25 protein-coding genes are annotated in these 23,334 nt (G+C 59.7%); 2 read left to right on the forward strand and 23 right to left on the reverse strand.

The features are described from left to right. Positions 1 to 16: 16 nt before the first annotated feature. The 20 genes from K5E37_RS00760 to K5E37_RS00855 form a co-directional block, all read right to left on the reverse strand. Positions 17 to 1,045, reverse strand: coding sequence for a phage late control D family protein (locus tag K5E37_RS00760; protein ID WP_221532899.1), 1,029 nt, complete (start codon positions 1,043 to 1,045; stop codon positions 17 to 19). Between the two features lie 9 nt (positions 1,046 to 1,054). Then, on the reverse strand, positions 1,055 to 1,267 hold the full coding sequence (locus K5E37_RS00765; protein WP_085605268.1) for a tail protein X: 213 nt from the start codon (positions 1,265 to 1,267) through the stop codon (positions 1,055 to 1,057). Further along, entirely contained in the window at positions 1,260 to 1,643 is a 384-nt protein-coding gene (locus tag K5E37_RS00770) for a phage tail protein (RefSeq protein ID WP_221532900.1), read from the reverse strand. The genes K5E37_RS00765 and K5E37_RS00770 overlap by 8 nt, the downstream gene beginning before the upstream one ends. Next, complete coding sequence (locus K5E37_RS00775; protein WP_221532901.1) at positions 1,643 to 3,892, reverse strand: phage tail tape measure protein; 2,250 nt, start codon at positions 3,890 to 3,892, stop codon at positions 1,643 to 1,645. Before K5E37_RS00775 ends, K5E37_RS00770 begins: the two co-directional genes overlap by 1 nt. Before the next feature lie 128 nt (positions 3,893 to 4,020). Beyond that, on the reverse strand, positions 4,021 to 4,602 hold the full coding sequence (locus K5E37_RS00780; RefSeq protein ID WP_221532902.1) for a phage tail assembly protein: 582 nt from the start codon (positions 4,600 to 4,602) through the stop codon (positions 4,021 to 4,023). A 98-nt stretch (positions 4,603 to 4,700) separates the two neighbouring features. Continuing rightward, the gene (locus K5E37_RS00785) at positions 4,701 to 5,207 is read right to left on the reverse strand and encodes a phage major tail tube protein (RefSeq protein WP_007954868.1); all 507 of its coding nucleotides are present in this window, start codon (positions 5,205 to 5,207) and stop codon (positions 4,701 to 4,703) included. Further along, positions 5,207 to 6,373, reverse strand: coding sequence for a phage tail protein (locus tag K5E37_RS00790; RefSeq protein ID WP_115076745.1), 1,167 nt, complete (start codon positions 6,371 to 6,373; stop codon positions 5,207 to 5,209). Before K5E37_RS00790 ends, K5E37_RS00785 begins: the two co-directional genes overlap by 1 nt. Before the next feature lie 2 nt (positions 6,374 to 6,375). Continuing rightward, positions 6,376 to 6,561 carry a hypothetical protein gene (locus K5E37_RS00795; RefSeq protein WP_039771239.1) on the reverse strand — a complete coding sequence of 62 codons (186 nt, stop codon included), beginning with the start codon at positions 6,559 to 6,561 and terminating at the stop codon, positions 6,376 to 6,378. A 101-nt stretch (positions 6,562 to 6,662) separates the two neighbouring features. Continuing rightward, a complete protein-coding gene (locus K5E37_RS00800; RefSeq protein ID WP_221532903.1) occupies positions 6,663 to 7,208 on the reverse strand; it encodes a DUF4376 domain-containing protein in 546 nt (181 codons plus the stop codon). 9 nt (positions 7,209 to 7,217) lie between these two features. Beyond that, a complete protein-coding gene (locus K5E37_RS00805; protein ID WP_260403870.1) occupies positions 7,218 to 10,157 on the reverse strand; it encodes a tail fiber protein in 2,940 nt (979 codons plus the stop codon). Beyond that, positions 10,158 to 10,793 (reverse strand): phage tail protein I, encoded by a 636-nt coding sequence (locus tag K5E37_RS00810; protein ID WP_221532904.1) that lies wholly within the window; start codon positions 10,791 to 10,793, stop codon positions 10,158 to 10,160. Beyond that, positions 10,790 to 11,785 (reverse strand): baseplate J/gp47 family protein, encoded by a 996-nt coding sequence (locus K5E37_RS00815; RefSeq protein ID WP_085605253.1) that lies wholly within the window; start codon positions 11,783 to 11,785, stop codon positions 10,790 to 10,792. Before K5E37_RS00815 ends, K5E37_RS00810 begins: the two co-directional genes overlap by 4 nt. Then, complete coding sequence (locus tag K5E37_RS00820) at positions 11,782 to 12,114, reverse strand: phage baseplate protein (RefSeq protein ID WP_221532905.1); 333 nt, start codon at positions 12,112 to 12,114, stop codon at positions 11,782 to 11,784. The genes K5E37_RS00815 and K5E37_RS00820 overlap by 4 nt, the downstream gene beginning before the upstream one ends. 14 nt (positions 12,115 to 12,128) lie before the next feature. Further along, positions 12,129 to 12,737: a phage baseplate assembly protein V gene (locus K5E37_RS00825; protein ID WP_221532906.1), complete on the reverse strand. Its 609-nt coding sequence runs from the start codon at positions 12,735 to 12,737 to the stop codon at positions 12,129 to 12,131. Positions 12,738 to 12,740: 3 nt separating this feature from the next. Then, the gene (locus tag K5E37_RS00830; RefSeq protein WP_221532907.1) at positions 12,741 to 13,262 is read right to left on the reverse strand and encodes a hypothetical protein; all 522 of its coding nucleotides are present in this window, start codon (positions 13,260 to 13,262) and stop codon (positions 12,741 to 12,743) included. A gap of 72 nt (positions 13,263 to 13,334) precedes the next feature. Beyond that, positions 13,335 to 13,673, reverse strand: coding sequence for a phage holin family protein (locus K5E37_RS00835; protein ID WP_064593815.1), 339 nt, complete (start codon positions 13,671 to 13,673; stop codon positions 13,335 to 13,337). Positions 13,674 to 13,850: 177 nt separating this feature from the next. Continuing rightward, positions 13,851 to 14,255, reverse strand: coding sequence for a tail fiber assembly protein (locus tag K5E37_RS00840; protein ID WP_221532908.1), 405 nt, complete (start codon positions 14,253 to 14,255; stop codon positions 13,851 to 13,853). Between the two features lie 135 nt (positions 14,256 to 14,390). Continuing rightward, on the reverse strand, positions 14,391 to 14,807 hold the full coding sequence (locus tag K5E37_RS00845; RefSeq protein ID WP_221532909.1) for a tail fiber assembly protein: 417 nt from the start codon (positions 14,805 to 14,807) through the stop codon (positions 14,391 to 14,393). Between the two features lie 133 nt (positions 14,808 to 14,940). Continuing rightward, positions 14,941 to 15,363, reverse strand: a complete 423-nt coding sequence (locus tag K5E37_RS00850; protein ID WP_085605235.1) for a tail fiber assembly protein — start codon at positions 15,361 to 15,363, stop codon at positions 14,941 to 14,943. Positions 15,364 to 15,977: 614 nt separating this feature from the next. Continuing rightward, positions 15,978 to 16,712: an XRE family transcriptional regulator gene (locus K5E37_RS00855; protein WP_085605233.1), complete on the reverse strand. Its 735-nt coding sequence runs from the start codon at positions 16,710 to 16,712 to the stop codon at positions 15,978 to 15,980. A 210-nt stretch (positions 16,713 to 16,922) separates the two neighbouring features. Here K5E37_RS00855 and mutS point away from each other — a divergent pair, with 210 nt between their 5' ends. Both mutS and fdxA read left to right on the forward strand, forming a co-directional pair. Next, entirely contained in the window at positions 16,923 to 19,505 is a 2,583-nt protein-coding gene (gene mutS / locus K5E37_RS00860) for a DNA mismatch repair protein MutS (protein WP_085605231.1), read from the forward strand. Between the two features lie 163 nt (positions 19,506 to 19,668). Next, complete coding sequence (gene fdxA, locus K5E37_RS00865; protein ID WP_007908827.1) at positions 19,669 to 19,992, forward strand: ferredoxin FdxA; 324 nt, start codon at positions 19,669 to 19,671, stop codon at positions 19,990 to 19,992. A gap of 490 nt (positions 19,993 to 20,482) precedes the next feature. On the opposite strand, the gene rpoS is transcribed toward fdxA, so the two are convergent. From rpoS to K5E37_RS00880, 3 genes are all read right to left on the reverse strand, one after another. Continuing rightward, a complete protein-coding gene (rpoS, locus tag K5E37_RS00870; RefSeq protein ID WP_221532910.1) occupies positions 20,483 to 21,490 on the reverse strand; it encodes an RNA polymerase sigma factor RpoS in 1,008 nt (335 codons plus the stop codon). 106 nt (positions 21,491 to 21,596) lie between these two features. Then, complete coding sequence (locus K5E37_RS00875) at positions 21,597 to 22,478, reverse strand: peptidoglycan DD-metalloendopeptidase family protein (RefSeq protein ID WP_085605229.1); 882 nt, start codon at positions 22,476 to 22,478, stop codon at positions 21,597 to 21,599. A 211-nt stretch (positions 22,479 to 22,689) separates the two neighbouring features. Then, a complete protein-coding gene (locus K5E37_RS00880; RefSeq protein ID WP_170844894.1) occupies positions 22,690 to 23,325 on the reverse strand; it encodes a protein-L-isoaspartate(D-aspartate) O-methyltransferase in 636 nt (211 codons plus the stop codon). Between the last annotated feature and the right edge of the window lie 9 nt (positions 23,326 to 23,334).

Below are 23,334 nucleotides of genomic sequence, written 5' to 3' on the forward strand. Positions count from 1 at the left end.
CGGTGAGACCGGGGGATCAGTCCTTGGCTTTTGCTTCGGGATCCCGGCCGTTGGCTTCGATCAGGCAGCGATAGCTTTCTTCGGGCTTGCCGCTGGCAGTGACCTTCTCGATCGACCAGCGACCGCGCATGAAGTCGGGCCAGGTGTCATCGAGCACCAGCAGGCCTTCGGCAACCAGTAGCGGATCACCCGGGCAGGTGACTTTCAGCGTGTATTTCTCGCGCAGCATCTTGCGCACTTCGGCTTCGCCGATGGCCTTGGCTTCTTCCACACTGGCCTGTTTCTGACGAATGACCTTGTAGGGCGCCGAGCCGGTTTTCACTTCCACTTGTTTGCCGGCATTGGCGTCCCAACAGCAGACTTTGCAACCCTGATTCTGGGTGCGGGCGGTCTCTTCCAGCGTGGCGCTGATGAAGGCGTGATCGCCCGGCCGATTGTTGTGGGTCACCGACAGCATGACGTTGGGTATCACCTGGCCCGACAGGTTTTTGAGCTGCGCCGGTTTCGCCAGTACGTAGAGGTCGTTGAACGGCTTGGCCACCGCGTCGTACTTTTTCGCCAGGCGCGTGATGAAGCCCATGTCGGTTTCGTTCGACTGGTCGACATGAGCAATCCTGATCAGCGCCAGTTCGGGATCCACCCGTGGCGAGAAACCGTGCGGCTCAACCAGTTTGCGAAACAGCCCGCCAAGCGTCGTGGGGCCATGACTGGCCGTGCGCCGTTCCTTGAATCCGGTTTCGTCCTTGCCGCTGAAAGGCGCGGCGGTCGCTACCAGCGTCAGACGCAGCGGGAACAGCGTCGGTGTCAGTCGAGTGATCTTGAACTGGCCCTTTTCGACCAGCCCGGTCTCCAGATACCCCACCTGCAGGCCGATGGTTCCGCCCAGGCTCGGCAAGCCTTCAAGGCCTTCCAGGTCGAGCACCAGCGTCAGTTGATCGGACTCCATGCCGGCGGCATCGATGTGTTCCCAACTGATCAGGCGCTGGTTCAGCAGGTCCTTGTGGGCGCCGTAGATTTCGATCGCCGGCGTAAATCCCTGTGCCATGCAGCCTCCTTAATCCCAGGCCAGAACCGGTTTGATTGCGGCCGGTCTGCTGTCGAGCTCCGGCAGCGTCACCCAGACACCTGCCGGCAGGATCGGGCCGTGCTCGGCCAGGGTCGGGTTGAGTGTCCAGAGGGCTTCCTCGGCGCTGTCATCGCTGCGACCGGTTTCGCGGTACAGCAAAAGATTCACCGAATCACCGGCCACGCTTCGTACCTTACGCATTGTTGAACTCCGCCAATCCGATGACCCACTTGATCACCATCGCGGTGCCGTCATCGATGACCTCGCTCTGGTTTTCGTCGATGCTGTTGATCCGCCACAAACCCCAGTTGCGACCGATGCCGTCAATCAACGGCAGCGGGACTCGCAGCGCTTGCAGCGCACGCAGCTCATCGAGCCGCTCCATCCCCACGGCGTACATCGAGGTGCCGGAGATGGTCAGGGTTTCAGGCTTCTGTCCTGTCTGATGGGATCTGGGTTTGCTGTTGAGGATCTGCAACTCGGTCCAGCCACCCTCGGATTTTCGCGACAGCGTGCTGTACGCAAAATCCCGGGACAGGCCGAAGATGAAACTGCCCAATGCCATTTGTTGTTTCATCAGGCGACTCCATCGGTCAGGGCTGCATCACGGCGAGTGGCGAGGGCATTGGTAGCCACACCCGGGACAAATTGAGAATTGAAGTGCGACTCCAGTACCTGCGAAAGCATCGTGCCGACTTTCTCGGAACTAACCAGTTCGCTGCCGCTGACATGAACTGAAGGGGCGTAGGTGAATAGCGGAGTCGGCGTTGGTGTTTGCATTTGCGCCGCGGACAGGTCCTTGGCGATTTCAGCTGGCGGAGCGAGCTTGTCCTTTTCTGATTCGGGGGCAAGTTTTTCGCCTAGCCACGAACCACCTACGCTGCCCGCGGTGCTGCCGATGATGCCGCCCACCAAGCCACCGATCGCGGTGCCGATAATGGGAACGAAGCTGCCGATCATCGCGCCCGCCACGGCGCCGGCATAGCCGCCCGCCAGGCTTCCGCCCGCCGAGCCGATTGCTCCGCCGACCGCTTTGTTGTCGCCATCCTGTATGCCTTTGAGCACGTCGGGAGCCGCGGTGACCAGCGTCAAAAGCGCATTGGACTTGGTAAATCCTTTGGCTGCGCTGTTCGCGTCTTTAAAGCGACTGCCCCATGTCTGAGGCGACGCATCCACATTCGCAGCCAACTTCACATCCGCCTTCGCACCGGACTTTGCCTTCCCTCCCTTCTTCGACTTTTTCGTCTTTTGCTCAGGCGAATTGGCAGAGGCGTTATCAGTAGATCCAGCAGCAACAGGTTTGCCGTCGGGTCCAACGCCGGCTGCACGATCCACCACATCGATGATGGGACCCGCCCCCGCCGTCACCAGAAGCTTCGTTGCTGCATTACGCATGGCCGAAGCCATCGCAACCTTGATTTGCGCCCCCCGGGAAACAGCGATCACCCCAACCAGTGCGAGCAGGGCTGCCGTGGCCTTTGGTTGCTCTTCGGCAAAGCTGCTTATTCCACCGGCTACAACGTCCAGACCGACCACCACACCATCAAACAGATTGGTCAGTGAGCCACCCAGAGCCGTGGTCAATCGGGTCACAGTCCCGTCGAGCGCATTCCATCGCCCTTGTGAAGTCTCACCCAGCTCCGTGGCCGTTTTGGCCACAGAACCGACGTACCCTGGTTTCGATTCCGACTTCGGGTCCTGGCCAGGAACCAGAGAAAACGCCTTCTGCACGTCCTCAGGCTTGTTCAGCAATTTAACGATCGCATCATCGTTACCGAAGAGAGCCTTCGTCAGTGACGCCCGCTCTTTCTCGTCTGATTTGCCCTTGAGCGCTTCCAATAACTGATTGATAGTCGCCGGGGCGTCCGTGCGCATTCCGCTGGCCACGGTCTCTGGTGTCAGGCCTTCAACGCCCAACTGTGCCCAGGCAGCGCGCTGCTCTTGTGTCGCAGCCTCACCCTTGGTCAGTACCGATGTGAACGAATTCAACGCGGCGCCGGCATTGGCCTTGTCCACGCCACTGTTGAGAAACGCGGCCGCCAATGCGGCGACCTCTTCCGGCTTGAGCCCTGTGGCGATTGCTTTCTCGCCTGAGCTCTGCACGACAGAGCCGATGTCGGCGGCTTTGGCATCCAGCCCGCTGTGTCCCAGAAAGTTGGTCGCATCGGCCAACCGCTGGCTTTGCGTGCGATCAAGTTTCATCGCCGACTGCCACGCCAGCATCATTTCGCTAGCCGTTTTTACATCAACACCGAATGCCGAGGCGTTGATGGCGGCGTCGCGAGCAAATCCGGTCAGAGCGTCGGCTTTCGCCTTGCCTTCAAGACCTTCGCCAACACCGGACCTGGCCGCTGCCAGTTGAACCTTCAGCAGATCCACAGCAGTCGCCCCGCTCGGAGCGACCTGCTTGTCACTGGTCATCTTCTGGGTGTCTTGTGACAGCGCCCGAAGTTGATCCTTGTCCAGCTTCACGATCTGATTGAGTTCAAGCAGTGCCATTTGGTTGGCCATTGAGGCCTGCATGAACTTGAGCGGTGAACGTTGCTCTACCTCTGCCTTGAGTTTGGACTTCGGCTCGCTCGTCGCAGGTGCTGCAGTGCCAGCCTTGAATAACGACTGTTGGGCGGCCAGCACTTCTCGAAGCTTGACCTGTTCCTGGGTCAGCAAACGGATATCGGCACTGGCCATGGCCAGTGCCAGGCTCAAATCCACCAGCGGTGTGCCGAGGCTTTCGGGTGCTATCGATCCACCCGTCAGGCTGACGTTGCCCAACGCCATGCTTCCATTCTCGCCGGCGAGCATCGGCGCATACTTGGTATCTGCCATGCCGCTCTACTCCTTTTTCACGCCAAGGCGAGTGATCGCTATGTCGTAGCGGCGCAACGCCTTTTCGGCGTCCCACTCCAGAATTTCCGCCTCACTTACCGGGTAAATGAGCGGCACGATATCGAGGATTACTTCGATGTCGCGTTCTGAAAGAAGGCCGCCGGCTGGTTTAAAAAATCGTCGATGCGCACCTGCAATTGCGTCCAGTCCGGCACGCTCAACAGGGCCAGATCGGGGATCATCAGGCCGGTGCAATGGGCGGTGATGAACTCGGCGCGTTCCTTGGCCGTTTTCAGTTTCTTCATCACTTTGGTGGCCCGCAGCGCCGGCATTTCCAGGCTCAGCGAAGTCACGGTGCGGCCGGTGACGGCGAGCGGCAACAGCAGTTGCACCTGATCGGGATCATCGGACTGTTCCGCGTCTTCGACCTGGTCGAGAAAGAACGACGCCGGACGGGTCGAGACTTCGTGCACGTACTGCGCGATGGTCACGTAGTCCGGACGCTTGAGCTGATCGAGTTCCTTGACCGACAAGCCGGTGGCCAGCAGCGCCAGTTCGAAGAACTGGTCGTCTTCATCGTCGCCTGCGCGTTCCAGCGCCTCTTTCTGGGCGGCGTAGAACAGCGGCTTGAGCTGGATCGATTCGATCTGCGAGCCGTCGTCGCCGGTAATCGGCGACAACAGGTCATGCTTGGGTGGCATCCACGACATGTATGAATTCCTTGGTGATTCTTGAGGGGTGTTGCAGTCCCTTGTGGGAGCGGGGTCTGCCCGCTCCCACAGGGTTTGTGATTGCCTTTGGCCGAGGCTTACGGCATCAGCACCGCACGACGGGCATCACCGAGGATGTCGACGCCGTTGAGCACGAACTTCTGGGTGCGCACGTCGATGTCGATCACCGGCACGCCGTTTTCAAGGCGGTTGTAGGTGCGGCAGGAGAGCTCCAGGTTGGTCTTGGGTTTTTCACCCATCTTCACCGCGGTTTCCTCCAGGGATTTCAGCTTGCCGCCGACGGTGTGGTAGGTGAACCAGGTGTTGCCATCCTGATCCTGACCGCCTTCACGCACGTTCAGCAGGATGTCGTCGCCCAGCTTCACACCCAGTGCGAGCATGACTTCGGTGCCCATGCCTTGCAGGGTCAACTTGGCATTGAGCGCTTTGCCGCCCTTGGCCATTTCTTCGACGATGAAACGGCCGCCACGCATCTCTTCCACATCGAATTCGATCTTCGGCGGAGTGAATTCCTCAACGGTCGCCGACAACGGCAGGCCTTGCAGGGTGGCCGCGATGGCCTGTCTTACGCGGTTGGTAAACATTAGAGAACGTCCTCCAGGAACTGCTCGATGATTTCATCGCGGGCGTTGAGTTGATAAACCATGTGTTCGTTCGGCGCGTAGCGGCCGTAGTCGATGACCACGTACCAGGTGCCGTTCTTGTACTTCTCGACGCTGTTGAGTTCCGGGTGCAGATACACGCTGCCGCCGGGAATGGTTTCGTCGGCGACCAGGGTTTGCAGCCAGTCGTTGATACGTTTGACTTCCTGATCCATGAACGACTTGGTCAGGTTCTTCGCCATGGCTTTCTGGCCGGCCTTCACCAGCTTGCGGCTGATGGCGTCTTCCAGACCGACGTAGCTGATGAACTTGCCGGTGATCGAGCGGTTGCCCAGCAGCGAGAAGCCGCCAAGGATGGTGCGGGCGTAGTAGCTGACGCCGTAGCGGTTGAGCAGATCGCCTTCGGTGGAGGTGTCGAGGATGTTGTACTCAACGACCCGCGACACGTCTTCGGCATAGGTCACCTGGTTGCCCGGGCTTTCCCATTGCTTGACCTTGGCCAGCGCGGCAATCGCCAGACTGGATGGCGCGAGGAACACGTTTTTCTTAGCGGCTTTCGAGTACACGGCCGGCATGTTGTGCACCACCAGGCAACGGTCGAAACCGAGGTCAGCGCCGCCCAGTTCCTGGCTGTACAGCACCTGATCGGCGACCGAGACGTCCTTGCCGTCCAGCACCACACGGGCCTTGATGCGCTTGCCGAACGAGGCGAACTCGCTGGCCACCGCCTTGGTGCCGGTGAAGCCCGGCGCGCCGATGATGGTCAGGTCTTCCGGGACGCTGCCCAGTGCCGCCAGACCGAGCTTGCGGCCGGTCACTGGCTCGACGCCGCCGATCACTGCGTTGACGGTGTCGGTCGGGGTTGCGCCCGCTTCGACGATCACCACGTACACCGGCACCTTGACCACTTTGAGGATCTGGTAAACGGCGTGGTACAGGGTGCCCTCTTCGGAACCGGTCGGATCGAGCAGCGCGTGGGTGGTAAAGCTGTTGATGCGAAACGGTGCGTTGCGCGGAATCAGCGGATCGGCCTTCGGCGCGGTGCCGACCAGACCGATGACGTTGTCGCCCAGGCCACCCATGGCCTCGGGGGATTCGGTGGCATTGACGGTAATGCCGTTGTGCTCGAAGTTCAGAACCTCAGCCATAGTCAGTCAGCCTTCTTGGCAGCGGCCTTCACGGCCTTGGTGGTAGGTGTTTTCAGCTCCAGTCGACCGGCGCTGTGCAGCGCACTGGCCTCGACGTCGAGCAGATCGAGTTCCTGGCCGACGCTCGACCAGTGCCCACCGCCGGTGGGGAATGGAACGAGCACGGTGTAGGTTTGGCGGGTTGCCATTTTTCGTTTCTCCATAAACGGGAAAGCCCCTCAAAGGGAGGGGCTTGGCGGGTGTTGAATGTGTTGGGCGGACAATAAAACGCCCCGGGGTGCGGGGCGTTTTATTGAGGCTCGGTGGTCGGTGAAACTGGCATGGAATCGGGCCAGCCTTCCTTGAGCATTTCATCGGAGTACGTGCCGTCCTCGATTGCCTGGAGCAATTCCAGTTCGCGGTCGAAACAAGCCTGCACGTGCGCCCTGACAGCTTTGGCAATCGCGAGAATCTGCTGCGCGCCGATCTCGATGAAACCCTCGAGCGTTTTGAAGTTGCAGCGGTAATCAGGATCGAGGATCGCCGAGATGCCAGCGCCATAGATCATCCCCGCGCTGTCACGGGAGGTTGCAACAGTTAGACCTTCCACAGAAACGACCGCGTCCTCCCGCTCATAGCGCTCGTCGGCGACCCGTTGCGCATAATCAGGAGTCACTTGCGGGAAAGGCGTTTTGACAATTTCATCGCCTACTCGACGCCAGATGCCGTCGGCTTCCTGGGTCAACCTGATAAACAACTTGTCATCGACTTTGACTGCCGAAGCGGGGATCGGGTGAACCCCTTCAATCAGGCAGGTTTGCAAGTTCGAATTCTCGTCAAACAGTGCGTATTTCATGATCTCTCCTTAACTGCCCACCGCGACCCAATGAAAGACCGTGACCCCGGGAAAGGTATGTTTTCCATAAAACGAGGTGAGACTTGACACACCGACATCCACATACCCGTTCACTGCCGACCCTGGTGTGTAGTTCAACGTCGCGTTCAGGCTGTACATGCCATTTGGAAAAGCGATCGGGAAGGCAGTGGCGATGTCCGTACCGCCATTTCCGGAGACCCTGCCCCACTGAATGATCAATCCACCGAGCCAGGACGGGAAAACGATGTAACCGTTGATGGCCTTGAGGATCTGGAATCCCCAACGAAGTTTTTTCGGCGTCACGATTGTCGTGTCGTCGGCCCCGGTGTCGGTCAACTCCTGGGTTGCAACCTTCGCCGTTCCTTGCTTGATTTCGGTCGCTTGCTGGGCCAGAGGAGCCAGCGCTGCGACGTCAATGCTTCCCTGATTGACCGGTGCGTTCCAGGCTTTGATGCACCACATGACGGCTAGGTTGCGTGGGCGCACGGTTTTCCAGTACGAGCCGGTATTGAGTGCAGTGACACCGGTGGACGTGTAGTAGATGTCACCTTTGAAACCAGGCGCCGGATCGGCATCGATCGCTTCGGAGTTGCCAATGCCCTGAACGGCGGGCGCCTCGGCATTGTCACCCTGGATCTTCGTACCGGCCTGGTAGCTGCCGACAGTTCGCCCGGCGTCTATTCCACGTCCGTGATCCCAGCCGCGCAGAAACTCACCGCGAGACTCCGGCAAGCGGAAGTTGCCCGCGCCCTCATCGCCCTTGTTGAACTTTGTGCCGAGATACGCCGCCAGATCCGGATAGGTCGCAATGCTCTGCACGCTGCCATCCAGTTCCAGATAACCGGCAGGAACGACACCCGTTGGAAACGACAGAACAGCACCGACCGGAACCGAGGATTTGAGCTGCGCGACTTCATTGGCCAGTGCGGCGACGTCGATGTTTCCCTGATTGATCGGCGCGTTCCAGGCTTTGATGCACCACATGACGGCGAGGTTGCGTGGTCGCGCCTCACTGCCCCCCGACGTGTTCATGTAGCTGGCGAAGTTGGAACTGCCTGTCTGCGTTCCATTGTCGGCAACGATACCCGCAGCGTTGGCGCCACCGGTATTGCCGAAAACGGGAATCCGGGTGTAGGTGTGGGCGTGAGCCTTGTTGTCATCCGCCTGCCAGCTACCGATCCCTCGACCGACATCAGTCCCGCGACCATGATCCCAGCCCCGCAGGAACTCACCGCGAGACTCCGGCAACCGGAAATTGCCGGTGCCCTCATCGCCCTTGTTGAATTTTGTACTCAGGTACGCCGCCAGATCCGGATAGGTTGCAATGCTCTGCACACTGCCATCCAGCTCCAGAAAGCCCGGCGGAACGATACCCGTCGGGAACGCCATGACAGCACCGACCGGAACGGCCGAGCCGAGGCGTGAGACTTCCTTGACCAGTGCCGCTACGTCGATGTTTCCCTGATTGACCGGCGCGTTCCAGGCTTTGATGCACCACATGACGGCGATGTTGCGGGGGCGGGTTTCTGTAGCGGCACCGAAATTGTAGGTTCTTACACGACCGATGGTCAGGTCAGGGTTGTCACCTTCCGTACGCAATACCCAATCCGTGGTTGTATCCTTCAATACAACAGTTGGAATCTCTCCATTCGGATCAGTGGCCTGCCCGCCACCCGAGCCTGTCGGAAGGAAATGGTAGTGAGCCTTGAGACTGTCTGACTGAGAACTGCCAGATGCACGCCCGGCATCCACACCCCGCCCATGATCCCAACCTCGCAAGAACTCCCCACGCGCTTCCGGCAAGCGGAAGTTCCCGACACCCTCATCCCCCTTGTTGAACTTGCCGCCCAGATAGGCGCTCAAGTCCGGGTAAGTCGCGCTGCTCTTGACGCTGTTGTCCAGCTCCAGGAAACCCGGCGGTGGCGAGTCAACCGGGAACGCAACAATCGACCCCACCGGCAACGCCGATGCCTTGGCAATCAGCGCCTCGACTTCAGCCTTGGTGTACGAATCCTTGATGCCAAACCCGGACAACGTGTCGGGATTCGACCCGGCCGTCGCACGGCCATATTCGTCGACGCTCAGACTCTTGTAAGTCCCGGCAGCAATCCCGGTGCGCCCTGCCAGCATCTTGAATGTCAGCGCGGTAGTGCCGAGCGTGATCGGCGCGTTGGTGGTCAGGTGCCACAGCGAATCGCCGTTGAGCGTGCCCTCTTCCACCATCACCGTCAGGCCTGGCGTGACCTTGGCGCTGACGTTGGCATCATTCGCCCGAATCCAGTTACCGTTGGCGACGATCCATAGGCCGTTGTCCTTGGCCAGGGTCTGATTCGGCAGCAACACGCGGTCACCGGCAATCACTGCCACGCCATCGATCTGCTGCGCACCGTTCAACACCACGTTGGCGGTGGCGGCGACACGTACCGATTGTTTGCCGTCGAGTTTGCCGAGTTCTTCGGCGAGGTAGCTCATGACCCAGGCGCGAGTGGCCTTGACCACCGTGTCGTCGATCAGCAGCGTCACCAGCGAGGCATTGCTGGTCTCGAAAATCGAGCGGATGTAGAACTCTTTGCCCGAGCCGGAGGTGGCCAGCACCGGCTTGAACGACTCCGGGTATTTGACGATCGCGTAGAGAATCCCGGTGTCGGTCCACAGGCCGGCTTCACGCACGTACCAGCCACCGACGTCCGGCGGGATGGTGACTTCGGCGAGCAGCCAGCTCGGATTTTTCTCGTCCTGGAACAGCGCGTTGAGCGGTCCGCGCCAGACTTCGCGTTTGAGCGCGGTAGCCGTCGCGGCCGGGTTGTAGACCGCGCCGCCGCCGTCGCCGACGGAAATCTGCGTCAGCTTGATCGGTACGCCCGCTGCCTTGCAGGCGGTTTCGTAGGCAATCCCTGCGTTGGTGAGCAGGGTGTAATAGTCAGCCATTCAGGCCCCCTGAGGATAAATAGTGGATGTTTCGACGGTGTACAGCGCAGCCGCCATGAAGGCCTCGCCAGATGTCTCGAGCCCTTCTAGGAACACCGGATAAACCGTGGTCAGCTCACCGCAGAAAGTCGCGGCGCCGATGACGTGATTGCCGAAGGCGCTGAGGCCGACCGACACCGACAGCACGTCCCGCTCGCTCTTGGCATCAGCCAGGCGCCGGTCGAGACGGGCGTCGATTTCTTCGCTGTAGGGTTGTTCGCTGAAGGCTCGCACGGAAAAACTGTAAGGCTCGCCGGGCGGGGTCTGTTCGTACCAGGCGCGGATTTCCGGCCTGAGCTGTAAACCCTTGGCGGCGTTCTCCAGCGCCCTGCGAGTGCCGGCCTGGCGCGCGGTGGGCCAGGCCAGTTCGACGGTCAGGCGCTTTTCCGCTTCCGGTGCGTCGGTGCTCCATTCGGCAACACCACGATCCGCTGCGAGATACGGCAGGAACGTGACGGGTGTCGAGGCCGGGTTCATCAGCTCGGGAAACGGCGGCGCGACGCGATCAAGCAATGCGCCGAAGCCGATGTCGAGTGCCCGTTCCAGCGCCGAGCTGTTGGCCGGCAGCAGGGTCGGACGCGGTGTCTGATCGGTCATAGCGTCTGCACCTCGACTTCGACCGCCGTGCAGTACGGCGCTTGAAACGCCGAGCACACAACGGAATCCAGAGGTTCAAGAATCTGCAATTGCACGGCGCCGGCGCTGTGCAGCGTGTAGTCGATCCAGCTCGGATCGACCCGGCCTTCCAGGCGATGGCAGCTGTCGGCGTAGGCCTGCAAGTGTTGCTGCGCGGCGACCTTGGTCAGGCCCGAATCCGGGCCGGAATTGATCTTCGCCACGACGCGGATTTTGTAGCGCTGAATCTCGGCGCCTTTGACTGTGACCTTGTCTGTCTCCGGACAAACATCGGGCCGGGCAAAGTGTTGGCGTACACCTTCGAGCAGCGTCGGGGACGGTGTACCGTCGCCCTCGCGGGCAAGCACGGTGACTTGCACTTCGCCGGGCGCGGTGCGGCGACCATTGCCATCCTTGACCTGCGCGGCGAGGCCGTCCGGATCGAAGGTGTAAGTGACGTTCACCACACCGGCATCGGTGGATTCGACTTTCACCGCCGGCCGTTCACCGAGGGTGAACACCTCACGGCGATACTGCATCCGCGAACCTGCCGCCGGCGCATGGGGCGCCAGGTAATAGCGCAGCCGGGCGTCATCGTCGCTCTCGTAAATCGCCGGTACCGGCGGGAATGCCGCCGGGTCGCCCGGATCGAGCAACTGTCGCTCCAGGCCCATGTCCGCCAGCCGTGCATCAAGGTTGCTGCCGGTGGCCCACCACGCCAGCATCTGCTTGATCCGGGCGTTGTATTTGCGTTCGTGGGTTTGCAGGCGGACGCAAAAAGCCTCAAGCGCGAGGGTCAGCAGTTCGCTTTCGTTTTCCAGACTGGTCTTGAGTTTTTCCGCGCTTTGCGGCGAGCGTGCGCCGACGTACTCGATGACGAAGGTCTTGAACTCGGCGAGCAGATCCTCGAAGGCATCGACCTTGATCAAGGAGGGTTCGGCCAACTGGTTCTGGCCGGGGATCAACATGCTCATGTCACAACCTCGAAAGTCTGTTGGCGGTTTTTCCAGGTGCCGGCAAACCGCAACAGCAATCCCGCGCCCTGCCGGGTGGCGACGATCACGCCGGGCTGGAAATCGCCTATGCCGTTCTGCGGGTTGTAAAACGCCTGGGCTGCGTGGCTCTGGGCGAGCAACAGGATGTCGTCGCCCAGGTTTTGCCCCAGCAGCGTGGGGATCATCGAACCGTATAAGGGCCGTTTTTGCCGGGTGCCCAGCGGCGTGGTCAGGGCCCGGGTCGCGCGCTGCACGAATTGCAGCCAGTCGTCGACCGTGGCCCCGCTGTCTCTATCGATTCCGATCATGGGAAGCTCTTGATTCAGGGGCTGATGACGCGGCCCTGGTGATCCACCAACGGGCCGCTGAAATGCACGCCCGAGGCGTCGATGGTCAGGCCGACCGCGCCCAGTTGCAGGTTGATCGCTTGCGGGGTCATCGCCAGCCGTGCCGGACCTATGCTCAGCTCAAGCGACTCGCGAGAACCGTTGAAGACGGCCGGACCGTTTTGCCAATGCAGGGTGTGCGTCGCGTCGTCGTAGCCGCTTTCGCTGCCGTCCTGATGGACGCGACGAGTCAACGTCGGGACCGTCGAGGTCGGCGGAAAACGGTCACTGTTCAGGCCGAACAGCGCCACGCTCTGTGCGCCGCTTTCGCCGCTGCCGTAGTTGAACAGCAGACACTGTTCGCCCACCGTCGGGATCCGCGACTCACTCTGCGCGCCGGCGCTGGGGTTGAAGAACTTGATGGCGGGTGTCAGCAATCCACCGTGGCTGACTTTGCAGGTGTTACTGGCGGCATCGACTTCCTGACAGATGCCGATACGGCAATAACTTTCGGCACGCCGGTGCAGGTCTTCGATCTCCGCTTCCATTTCCGCCAGGCGTTCAATGATCGGGCCCAGCTGCATTCGCAGTAACGCGTCGAACATCGGTCAGGCCTCCAGCGAGGTGTATTGGTCGGGGTCGTCGATGTCGCTGACTTCCCAGGTGCGGGCGAATTTCGGTGTGCCGAGCGGGTCGTCCAGCAAGGTCGGGCCCAGGTAGAGGGTCTGGTTGAACGACAGCGTCCAGGCTTTGTTCGGCTGATCGGCGCGGATGAGCAATGACGGCATTCCATCGATATTCATCGGCAGATCGCATTGATCGCCGGGCAGGCCCCAGCGGTTGTCGGTGACCAGGTTCTTCAGTGCGGCGATCAAATCGCACGCCGCAAACGCCGTGGCAGACCGCGCCGGAATGACTTGCAGCGACAGCGTCAGCACATGGGCAATGCGCCCATTGGCGGCGCGCTCCCCCGGTGCATTTCGCTCGATGTCGATCAACACCCAGGCCTTGTCGCCGGGAGCCGTGAAGTCATCGTGATTGCCGACCTGCACGTTCAGCTCGGAGCTGTTGCGCAAGGCTGTCGCCATCGCCGTGAACAGCTGCGAAGGCTGCTGGATCGGTGTGGGCATGCTTGACCTCCTTTTCTGATGTCCACGCGAAGTCCCGCCGCACAAGGTGCAACGAGGCAGGAAAGTGAAGGGTTACTGGGAGTCGCGGGGCGGGATTTCGCAGACGCCAATGCGCTTGGCGGCCCAGCGTTCATACAGACCGATGGCCACGTCGGCGCCGGCCATTGCCGTTAAGCAACCGATCGCGCACGCGGCCCAGATGGACATACCGGCGGCATACAGCAGCATGATCGCCGACACCCCGCAGATAACGCAGGCCCCGGAACGCAACGCGAGACGTCGGATCAACGCCCAGCCGCGGGCGCCCTCCTTGTCAGCGCGCCACATTTCGCCGGATACGCCGCCCACCAGGGCGAGCAGAATGACCAGCCAGATCGGCATGTCCGCCAACGCTTGTTGCTCGTTTGTCATGTCACGCCTCCTGGTGTGATGGATGAGTGGTGTGTGTTGGATTCAATCGTTTTCTCTTTAGGCAGGCATTCCAAAAAGCCCGGCGACGGGCCCGGGCTTTTCAGTAATGCGCTCCCGATGACTTAACTGGCTGAGCGCCTGGGACAGTCGCATCCGGTCAGTTGATATCGCAGGCTGTCAGTAAGGAGCTACTGGCCAGACAATATTTGCCGGATAACCCGGCTGCTTATCGATGTCGCTGACGGCAATCGAATACTGCTTGTGCGCCAGCAGCTGAGCCTCGTCCGCGGCCGAAGCGACGCCGAGGTCAACTTTGAACTGCAGGGAATTCAGCAGAAGCCAGTTGGCGGCAAAATTCAGCAATTGCCATTTCTGTTGCTCGGCTTCGTTACGCAGTTCTTCGTCGGACGGCGGGGTAAATGTCCAGACCTCATTAAAGGTCGCCGACCAACCCACACGAATTTCGCTGTTACCGGTGACATCAACCCAGAAGGACGTCGGCGAAGCCGGTGCGTCCGGGATGACCTCACTTTCTCTCAGCTGGGTGACTTTGCCGTATTCAACCAGTGCATAGAGATTCATGGTTTAACTCCTTGGTTTGTTGTTGATCCAGATGCATGCGGTGATGAAACCTGGCAGGCATTCCAAAAAAAGCCCGGCAATCCGCCGGGCTATTCAGTCATGCACTGCGGTCACTTGCGAACGATCAAACGGTGTTTATGGAACTTCAGGCCAAGTGATTGCCAGCGGATAACCTGGCTGCTTGTTAACGTTGCTCATATCAACGAAAAACTGCTTATAGGCCTGCAACCCCGCGATATCGGCAGGCGTCGCCAGGCCCAGTTCAACCTTCTGCTCCAGCGCGGTCGCAACCAGAGTGGCGTTGACGCGATCAAACCGGCGGGATCGTTCGGCGCGCAGTTGCATGGACAACTGCGATGGCTGCCCCCACATATCGCTGTCGGTAAAGGTCCAGACTCCATCGGTATTTACCGCGTTCCAGGAGTAGTCGATCTTGGGCAATGCGGTGACATCCACCCAGACCTGGCTTGCCGGAAAATCGTCGGTGATCGGATTGTTGGTTTCGAAAATGTTGTCGACCTTGCCATCCACAACACGCACGTACTTCTTCATGGTCATCATCCCTTTTGATTGCCGGTCTCCCGGCATTTCTGTTCCTGCCCAGAAGGCATTCCAAAAAGCCCGGCAACTCGCCGGGCTTTTCAGCAATGCATTCACGGAAACGGGATTTGATCGGTGCTGCGAATCAGAAAGGAGCAACCGGCCAAATGATCTGCGGAAACACTGCGTTGTTTTTCACTTCACTCAACGCAATGAAATACTGCTTGTAGGCAACCAGTGCCGCTTCCTCTGCCGGGGTGGCAACTCCCAGATCCAGCTTGTATTGCAGTGGGTTGAAATCCAGCCAGCGTGCGGCTTCGTCAAAGCGCAGTTGCATGCGACCGTTGGTGAATTGCTCCTGCTCTGCGGCCGTTGTCTCGAGATACTCTTCACCGGCAGGCCCCCACTGCATCTTCATCCCCGGTTGCACAGCATCGTTACCGGTGATGTTCCGCCATCCCGCGCTCGGTTCGGCAGCCGGGCCGGCTGGCGCTTCACCTTCAGTGTCCAGAACCTGGAGAACGACGGTGTAACCCATCGCAGTCAGTGTCAGTGCATATCGATTCATTCCAATTTCCTTATAAGCAGTTCTGAAGCGAACCCGGTTTGTGGATGTCTGTCAGTGCGAGACGACTGAACAGACTGTTTGCCGGATAGTCCGGCTGTTTTTTCCAACCTCCTCGGCCTGCTATTTTTCAGAGGAGGTTCGCGATGACATCTGGCAGGCATTCCAAAAAGCCCGGCAACTCGCCGGGCTTTTCAGTAATGCACTCCTTTGCCTTCCTTCAATCCTGTGTTTCTGAAGGAAGCTGACTTTTCGGCGCTACTGGCGCGGTACGAGTCCATTCAAATTGTTTTTCCGACCGCGGTCCCTGCCCGCCGGATAACTGCTTCTGGTGCTTTACGCTGCACACCCGGGTCAGTTGCCAACCCTCTGAACCGTTGAGGCCGGTTCATCGCTGCCTGTTCTTGTGGAACTAAAGAGCTGTTGTTGCCAGCCGCTTTGTCGAGCGGCTTGGTGGCAAGAATATGCATTGATGCATATACAGTCAATGCGTAAATGCATTTATTTATGCACAAGAAATGCGCGGACGCATGAAAGCCCCGCCATTCAAGGGTTGGCCGGTTTTCTTCGGGCGAAAAAAAACCCGCCGAGGCGGGTTTTGTCTGAGAGAGGGATCGTTATCGGGCGTACATGCCCCACCAGAAGACATGCCCGAGGATGACGATCTGCTCTTCCTGCATATCCTGGAAGCTGTAGTCCTCGTCCGGATGCTCATCGCGATTGAAGCTGCGCAGACGGATACCGGTAGGCAGACGATAGAGCTGCTTCACCCGTAATTGACCGTTGTGGTTGATCGCATAAAGGTCGCCATCAATGATGTCGCCGATCCCGCACTTGCCGGCATTAACGCCGACCGTGGCGCCGTCGCGCAGTACCGGCAACATGCTGTTGCCACGTACCGTCACGCATTTGGCCTGATCGAACTGCACACCGTTATGGCGCAGGCTGCGCTTGCCGAAGCGCAGGCTGGAGCGTTCGCTCTCTTCGATGACGAATCTTCCTGATCCAGCAGCCAATTCAACCTCGCGAAGAAAGGGCACCGACACCTCGTCATCATCGACTGGCGTGTCGTCGTCCCACAGGCTTATGTCCTTGAGTTCGGAATGCAACTCGTCGCGTCCGACGTTGGCGGCGGGCGCAACATCCGCGCGCCCGCGCAACTGATCGGTGCTCACGGCAAAGTACTCGGCGATCTTCGAGATGTGCTTATCCGAAGGATCGACGATCTTCCCGCTGAGAATCCGCGAGAGCGTGGATTGAGGCACGCCGGTGCGACGGTGGAGCTCCGTGGGGGAGATCCCGTGCTGGTCGAGCAGTGCTCTTAAGACGGTAGATACGTTGCGTTTTTGCATAACGCGCATAGTGCTTGAAGTTTTTCGCGAAGACAAATGCTGATTTGCATAAATCGTGCATAGTCGACCTTTTCAAGCCAGATAGCTGTCACCCAGCCGCGATGCCTGCGTACCACAGACCGCCCATGGTAACCTTGCGCCCATCGCGGAAAAGCCCGGCCACTGCCGCGCTTTTGCCACACACCTTTGAACGAGTTGCCTGACAATCCGATGAATAAAGCCGTCTCCGACCTGTCCTCCCACACTCCGATGATGCAGCAGTACTGGCGCCTGAAGAATCAGCACCCGGACCAGCTGATGTTCTACCGCATGGGCGACTTCTACGAGATCTTCTACGAAGACGCGAAGAAGGCGGCCAAGTTGCTGGACATCACCCTGACCGCGCGCGGGCAGTCGGCGGGTCAGGCGATTCCGATGTGCGGGATTCCGTATCACGCGGCGGAAGGTTACCTGGCGAAACTGGTCAAGCTAGGCGAGTCGGTGGTGATCTGCGAGCAGGTCGGAGACCCGGCCACCAGTAAAGGCCCGGTGGAACGTCAGGTGGTGCGGATCATCACCCCGGGTACGGTCAGCGACGAGGCGTTGCTGGATGAGCGTCGCGACAACCTGATCGCGGCGGTGCTGGGCGACGAGCGCCTGTTCGGTCTGGCGGTGCTGGACATCACCAGCGGCAACTTCACCGTGCTTGAGATCAAGGGCTGGGAAAATCTGCTGGCGGAGCTGGAGCGGGTCAACCCGGTCGAGTTGCTGATCCCGGATGACTGGCCGAAGGATTTGCCGGCAGAAAAACGCCGTGGGGTACGTCGTCGTGCACCGTGGGATTTCGAACGCGACTCGGCGCTGAAAAGTCTCTGTCAGCAATTCTCCACCCAGGACCTGAAAGGCTTTGGCTGCGAAACCCTGACCCTGGCGATCGGCGCCGCCGGTTGCCTGCTGGCGTATGCCAAGGAAACCCAGCGCACCGCCCTGCCCCATCTGCGCAGCCTGCGCCATGAGCGGCTGGACGACACCGTGGTGCTGGACGGCGCCAGCCGCCGCAACCTCGAACTCGATACCAACCTGGCCGGCGGCCGCGACAACACCCTGCAATCGGTGGTCGACCGTTGCCAGACCGCCATGGGCAGCCGTTTGCTGACCCGCTGGCTCAACCGTCCGCTGCGCGATCTGACCGTGCTGCTGGCTCGCCAGACCTCGATCACTTGCCTGCTCGACCGCTATCGCTTTGAAAACCTGCAACCGCAGCTCAAGGAAATCGGCGACATCGAGCGGATCCTGGCGCGGATTGGCCTGCGCAATGCCCGCCCTCGCGACCTCGCCCGCCTGCGTGATGCACTCGGTGCCCTGCCTGAACTGCAAGTGGCGATGACCGATCTGGAAGCGCCGCATTTGCAACGCCTGGCGACCACCACCAGCACCTACCCGGAACTGGCGGCGCTGCTGGAAAAAGCCATCATCGACAACCCGCCGGCGGTCATCCGCGACGGCGGCGTGCTGAAAACCGGTTACGACAGCGAACTCGACGAGCTGCAATCGCTGAGCGAGAACGCAGGCCAGTTCCTGATCGATCTGGAAGCCCGGGAAAAGGCCCGCACCGGCCTCGCCAACCTGAAAGTCGGCTACAACCGCATTCACGGCTACTTCATCGAGTTGCCGAGCAAGCAGGCCGAGTCGGCGCCGGCAGACTACATCCGCCGCCAGACCCTCAAGGGTGCCGAGCGCTTCATCACGCCAGAACTGAAAGAGTTCGAAGACAAGGCGTTGTCGGCCAAGAGCCGCGCCCTGGCTCGCGAGAAGATGCTCTACGAAGCACTGCTGGAAGATCTGATCAGCCAGTTGCCGCCGTTGCAGGACACCGCTGGCGCGCTGGCCGAACTGGACGTACTGAGCAACCTCGCCGAACGTGCGCTGAATCTCGACCTGAATTGCCCGACCTTCGTCAGCGAACCGTGCATGCGCATTTCCCAGGGTCGTCACCCGGTGGTCGAGCAAGTGCTGACCACGCCGTTCGTGGCCAACGACCTGAGCCTGGACGACAACACCCGCATGCTGGTGATCACCGGCCCGAACATGGGCGGTAAATCCACCTATATGCGCCAGACTGCACTGATCGTGCTGCTGGCCCACATCGGCAGCTTCGTGCCGGCGGCCAGTTGCGAACTGTCGCTGGTGGACCGGATTTTCACCCGGATCGGTTCCAGCGACGACCTCGCTGGCGGGCGTTCGACCTTCATGGTGGAAATGAGCGAAACCGCGAACATCCTGCACAATGCCACCGAGCGCAGCCTGGTGTTGATGGACGAAGTCGGTCGCGGCACCAGCACCTTCGACGGTCTGTCCCTGGCGTGGGCAGCGGCGGAGCGTCTGGCGCAGCTGCGCGCCTATACTCTGTTTGCGACGCACTATTTCGAACTGACCGTTTTGCCGGAAGCCGAACCGCTGGTGGCCAACGTGCACCTCAACGCTACCGAGCACAACGAACGCATCGTGTTCCTGCACCATGTGTTGCCGGGGCCGGCGAGCCAGAGTTATGGCCTTGCGGTCGCACAGCTGGCCGGCGTGCCGAGCGAGGTGATCGTGCGCGCTCGTGAGCACCTGAGCCGCCTGGAAGATACCGCGCTGCCGCATGAGGCGCCGAAACCGGCCGCCAAGGGCAAACCGGCGACACCGCAGCAGAGCGACATGTTTGCCAGCCTCCCGCATCCGGTGCTGGATGAGTTGGCGAAACTGGATCTGGATGACGTGACACCGCGTCGTGCACTCGAAATGCTCTATGCACTAAAGAACCGGATCTAAGCACCGACGAACCGGATATAACGCAAACGGCTTCAAGCTGTTAGAATCTCGCGCGGTTTGGGATGCTGCTGGCTAATAGCCTGGCTGGCAGACATCGCTCCCGAACCTGGCGACCCCAACCGTGAAGGGGCAACGCTGCCGCCGCCTGAGGAGAAAATTAGAAATGACCTTCGTCGTCACCGACAACTGCATCAAGTGCAAGTACACCGACTGCGTAGAAGTCTGTCCGGTGGACTGCTTCTACGAAGGCCCGAACTTCCTGGTGATTCACCCGGATGAGTGCATCGACTGCGCCCTGTGCGAACCGGAATGCCCGGCCGTAGCCATTTTCTCCGAGGACGAAGTTCCGGAAGAGATGCAGGAGTTCATTCAGCTGAACGTTGAGCTGGCCGAAATCTGGCCGAACATCACCGAGAAGAAAGAATCGCTGCCGGATGCCGAAGAGTGGGATGGCGTCAAAGGCAAGATCAAAGACCTCGAACGCTGATCTGTCCCGCGTTTGAAGAAAAGGCCCCTCGCGGGCCTTTTTGCTTTTCCGGGTTTTGCTTTTCTTCAGGCAAAAAAAGGGGCGGTTTGACCCGCCCACATTTTTTCCCTATTCCCTGTGTTCCTTTTCATCGTCCTGATGAATCGCTTCCTGCGATGTCCGTTCCCCTCTTCCTTGATGGGCGTGTCTATCCGTCGACACAACCCAGATACTAGAGATTTCCCCGCCGGGGGCAACCGGCCTCCAGCGCACGAACCTGTTGTCATAAGCCCTTCACATTAAAAAAAATAACCATATAAATCATTATCTTATGAATCAGAAATGTGCGTAATCGCCTTCAGCGGCAGTGTAAAAATAACGAACACTTACGATACAGTCAGCAAAGGCTTACAACGCAAACCTACAAGCTGGGAACGTATCCCGCTTTCAGTGCGCCAACAAAAAGCCCCGAACCAGTCGGGGCTTTCTGCATAGCGGTCATGCGGGTGGCTTATTGAAACAGCGACTCGCTCGACAGGCCGTTTTTCTCGAGAATTTCACGAAGGCGCTTGAGGCCTTCCACCTGGATCTGTCTCACCCGTTCCCGGGTCAGGCCGATCTCCAGGCCTACATCTTCCAGCGTGCTGCTCTCGTGGCCGCGCAGGCCGAAGCGGCGCACGACCACCTCGCGTTGCTTGTCGGTCAGTTCCGAGAGCCATTGATCGATGCTCTGCGAAAGGTCGTCATCCTGCAGCAGTTCGCACGGATCGGTCGGACGGTCATCCGTCAGGGTGTCCAGCAGGGTTTTATCCGAATCCGGACCCAGCGAGACGTCGACCGAAGAAACCCGCTCGTTCAGGCCCAGCATGCGCTTGACCTCGCCCACCGGTTTTTCCAGCAGGTTGGCGATTTCTTCGGGTGAAGGTTCGTGGTCGAGCTTTTGCGTCAGCTCCCGTGCAGCCCGCAGGTACACGTTGAGCTCCTTGACCACATGGATCGGCAACCGGATGGTCCGGGTCTGATTCATGATTGCGCGTTCGATGGTCTGACGAATCCACCAGGTCGCGTAGGTCGAGAAGCGGAAGCCGCGCTCGGGATCGAACTTTTCCACCGCGCGGATCAGTCCGAGGTTGCCCTCTTCGATCAGATCCAGCAGCGACAGCCCCCGATTGACGTAACGCCGGGCGATTTTGACCACCAGCCGCAGGTTACTTTCGATCATGCGCTTGCGCCCGGCAGGATCGCCACTTTGCGACAAGCGCGCAAAATGAACTTCTTCTTCCGGGGAGAGCAGTGGGGAAAAGCCGATTTCGTTGAGGTACAGCTGCGTGGCATCGAGTGCCCGAGTGTAATCGATGTACTTGTGTTGTTTAAGTGAAGCGGAGTGTTTGGATTTGGCACGAACGGAAGGTGGAGCAGCCCCTTCATAATTCGACATCGAATCCGAATCGATGCCGGTCTCCATCAGGAGAACCTCATCGTCGATGTCAAACTCCGGCACTTCTTTACTGAGAGCCATTGTTATAGTCCCTTGGTGAGTTCGACCCCAAGCTCAAGCGACGCCTTCATCCTTGGCAACGCTGGAGCCTGTCCCCTCTACGCGACGGAACAGGCTGGTCTGCAAATCAACGTCTTGGCAGGAACTGCAGCGGATCTACAGGTTTACCTTGTCGGCGAATCTCAAAATGCAGTTTCACCCGGTCTGTACCCGTTGACCCCATTTCGGCAATTGTCTGTCCGACCTTGACCTGCTGTCCCTCCCGTACCAACAGCCGACGGTTGTGTCCGTAAGCACTGACGTAGGTTTCGCTGTGTTTGATGATGACTAATTCGCCGTAGCCCCTTAAGCCACTCCCGGCGTATACCACCGTCCCATCAGACGCAGCTAAAACAGGCTGTCCCAAATCTCCGGCGATATCAATTCCTTTATTCAAACTACCGTTTGAAGAGAATTTACCAATCAGAATGCCATTAGATGGCCATCCCCAGCCGGTCGGGGCCGGGCCCGGTGGAGGCAGCGGAGCGGGTGTTTGCTTGTTGGCGACGGACGGTACAACCGTAGTGGAAGCCGCACCGGAACCCGTGGTTGTGGTCGTTGTCGTGCCATTTGCCTGGCGCCGGATAACCGTGGTTTTACTGGACGAAGACGCTGAGGAACCGGAGTTGGTGACGACCGCCGTCGACGTTGAACCGGTGCGGCCATCGAAGCGAATCGTCTGACCCGGATGGATCGTGTATGGCGTAGGAATATTGTTCCGGGCGGCGAGGGCTTTGTAGTCCCAGCCGTAGCGAAAAGCGATGGAAAACAAAGTATCGCCCGGACGGACTACATACTGCCCGGTCGTCACGACCGGACGCTGGGCCACCGCATTGTTGCGATCGACGACCCGAACGTTGTTCGATTTTGTGCTGGAGCAACCGACCAGCAAGGTGCTCAAGACAAGGCCAGTCACCAGGCGCTGAAAGCTCGTGTTACCCATACGCTGCGCAATGACTGTGAGACTCACCCGCCGCTCCCTTTGTGGTGGCTGAAAAATGTGGAATGCCGATTCCGGCATGAAACTTCGCAAGTATAACGGGCGCAACCGGCTTTACCTTTATAGAAGCGCTATGGCTCGGCGCACACGTTTGCTTGTAGACGATCCATCCTGTTTAAACATTCGCTGCCGCTGTAAGACAGGCGCGTTCGACAGGAATTCAGCGGTCCCGAACAAATGCTCAGGCCAGCGGACCGTTGAGCAATGGCACGAAACGCACCGCCCCGAGAACGTGTCGGGAGAAGCCGTTTTCTTCGCGCACGATCAGCATCAATTGCTGCACTTCACCGGAGCCGACCGGGATCACCATCCGCCCGCCCGGTGCCAGTTGATCAAGCAGAGCCTGAGGCACATCGGTCGCCACCGCCGTGACGATGATGCCGTTATACGGCGCCAGCGCCGGCCAGCCTTCCCAGCCATCGCCCCAACGAAACACCACGTTGCGCAAGTTGAGCTCGACCAGGCGTTCCTTGGCCCGATCCTGCAGCACCTTGATGCGCTCCACCGAGAACACCCGCTCGACCAGTTGCGACAGCACCGCCGTCTGGTAACCGGAACCCGTGCCGATCTCCAGCACTTTATCCAGCGGCCCGGCCTCCAGCAGCAGCTCGCTCATGCGCGCCACCATATAAGGCTGGGAAATGGTCTGGTTGTTGCCGATCGGCAGCGCGGTGTCTTCATAGGCACGGTGCGCCAGCGCTTCATCGACGAACAGGTGTCGCGGGGTGCGGCGGATCACTTCCAGCACGCTGGCGTTGGAAACGCCCTCTTCGTACAGACGCTGGATCAGGCGCTCACGGGTTCGTTGGGACGTCATCCCGATGCC

It is taken from the genome of Pseudomonas sp. RIT778, from assembly GCF_019718735.1.
GTDB lineage: Bacteria > Pseudomonadota > Gammaproteobacteria > Pseudomonadales > Pseudomonadaceae > Aquipseudomonas > Aquipseudomonas aphyarum.

Coding starts and splice junctions, on each gene's coding strand:
- K5E37_RS00850 (WP_085605235.1), bottom strand. CDS start 15,363: ATGAATCGATATGCACTGACACTGACTGCGATGGGTTACACCGTCGTT.
- K5E37_RS00805 (WP_260403870.1), bottom strand. CDS start 10,157: ATGGCTGACTATTACACCCTGCTCACCAACGCAGGGATTGCCTACGAA.
- K5E37_RS00810 (WP_221532904.1), bottom strand. CDS start 10,793: ATGACCGATCAGACACCGCGTCCGACCCTGCTGCCGGCCAACAGCTCG.
- K5E37_RS00800 (WP_221532903.1), bottom strand. CDS start 7,208: ATGAAATACGCACTGTTTGACGAGAATTCGAACTTGCAAACCTGCCTG.
- K5E37_RS00845 (WP_221532909.1), bottom strand. CDS start 14,807: ATGAAGAAGTACGTGCGTGTTGTGGATGGCAAGGTCGACAACATTTTC.
- K5E37_RS00855 (WP_085605233.1), bottom strand. CDS start 16,712: ATGCAAAAACGCAACGTATCTACCGTCTTAAGAGCACTGCTCGACCAG.
- K5E37_RS00760 (WP_221532899.1), bottom strand. CDS start 1,045: ATGGCACAGGGATTTACGCCGGCGATCGAAATCTACGGCGCCCACAAG.
- K5E37_RS00770 (WP_221532900.1), bottom strand. CDS start 1,643: ATGAAACAACAAATGGCATTGGGCAGTTTCATCTTCGGCCTGTCCCGG.
- K5E37_RS00780 (WP_221532902.1), bottom strand. CDS start 4,602: ATGTCGTGGATGCCACCCAAGCATGACCTGTTGTCGCCGATTACCGGC.
- K5E37_RS00880 (WP_170844894.1), bottom strand. CDS start 23,325: ATGACGTCCCAACGAACCCGTGAGCGCCTGATCCAGCGTCTGTACGAA.
- K5E37_RS00790 (WP_115076745.1), bottom strand. CDS start 6,373: ATGGCTGAGGTTCTGAACTTCGAGCACAACGGCATTACCGTCAATGCC.
- K5E37_RS00765 (WP_085605268.1), bottom strand. CDS start 1,267: ATGCGTAAGGTACGAAGCGTGGCCGGTGATTCGGTGAATCTTTTGCTG.
- K5E37_RS00795 (WP_039771239.1), bottom strand. CDS start 6,561: ATGGCAACCCGCCAAACCTACACCGTGCTCGTTCCATTCCCCACCGGC.
- K5E37_RS00835 (WP_064593815.1), bottom strand. CDS start 13,673: ATGACAAACGAGCAACAAGCGTTGGCGGACATGCCGATCTGGCTGGTC.
- K5E37_RS00840 (WP_221532908.1), bottom strand. CDS start 14,255: ATGAATCTCTATGCACTGGTTGAATACGGCAAAGTCACCCAGCTGAGA.
- K5E37_RS00815 (WP_085605253.1), bottom strand. CDS start 11,785: ATGAGCATGTTGATCCCCGGCCAGAACCAGTTGGCCGAACCCTCCTTG.
- K5E37_RS00820 (WP_221532905.1), bottom strand. CDS start 12,114: ATGATCGGAATCGATAGAGACAGCGGGGCCACGGTCGACGACTGGCTG.
- K5E37_RS00825 (WP_221532906.1), bottom strand. CDS start 12,737: ATGTTCGACGCGTTACTGCGAATGCAGCTGGGCCCGATCATTGAACGC.
- K5E37_RS00775 (WP_221532901.1), bottom strand. CDS start 3,892: ATGGCAGATACCAAGTATGCGCCGATGCTCGCCGGCGAGAATGGAAGC.
- mutS (WP_085605231.1), top strand. CDS start 16,923: ATGAATAAAGCCGTCTCCGACCTGTCCTCCCACACTCCGATGATGCAG.
- K5E37_RS00830 (WP_221532907.1), bottom strand. CDS start 13,262: ATGCCCACACCGATCCAGCAGCCTTCGCAGCTGTTCACGGCGATGGCG.
- fdxA (WP_007908827.1), top strand. CDS start 19,669: ATGACCTTCGTCGTCACCGACAACTGCATCAAGTGCAAGTACACCGAC.
- rpoS (WP_221532910.1), bottom strand. CDS start 21,490: ATGGCTCTCAGTAAAGAAGTGCCGGAGTTTGACATCGACGATGAGGTT.
- K5E37_RS00785 (WP_007954868.1), bottom strand. CDS start 5,207: ATGTTTACCAACCGCGTAAGACAGGCCATCGCGGCCACCCTGCAAGGC.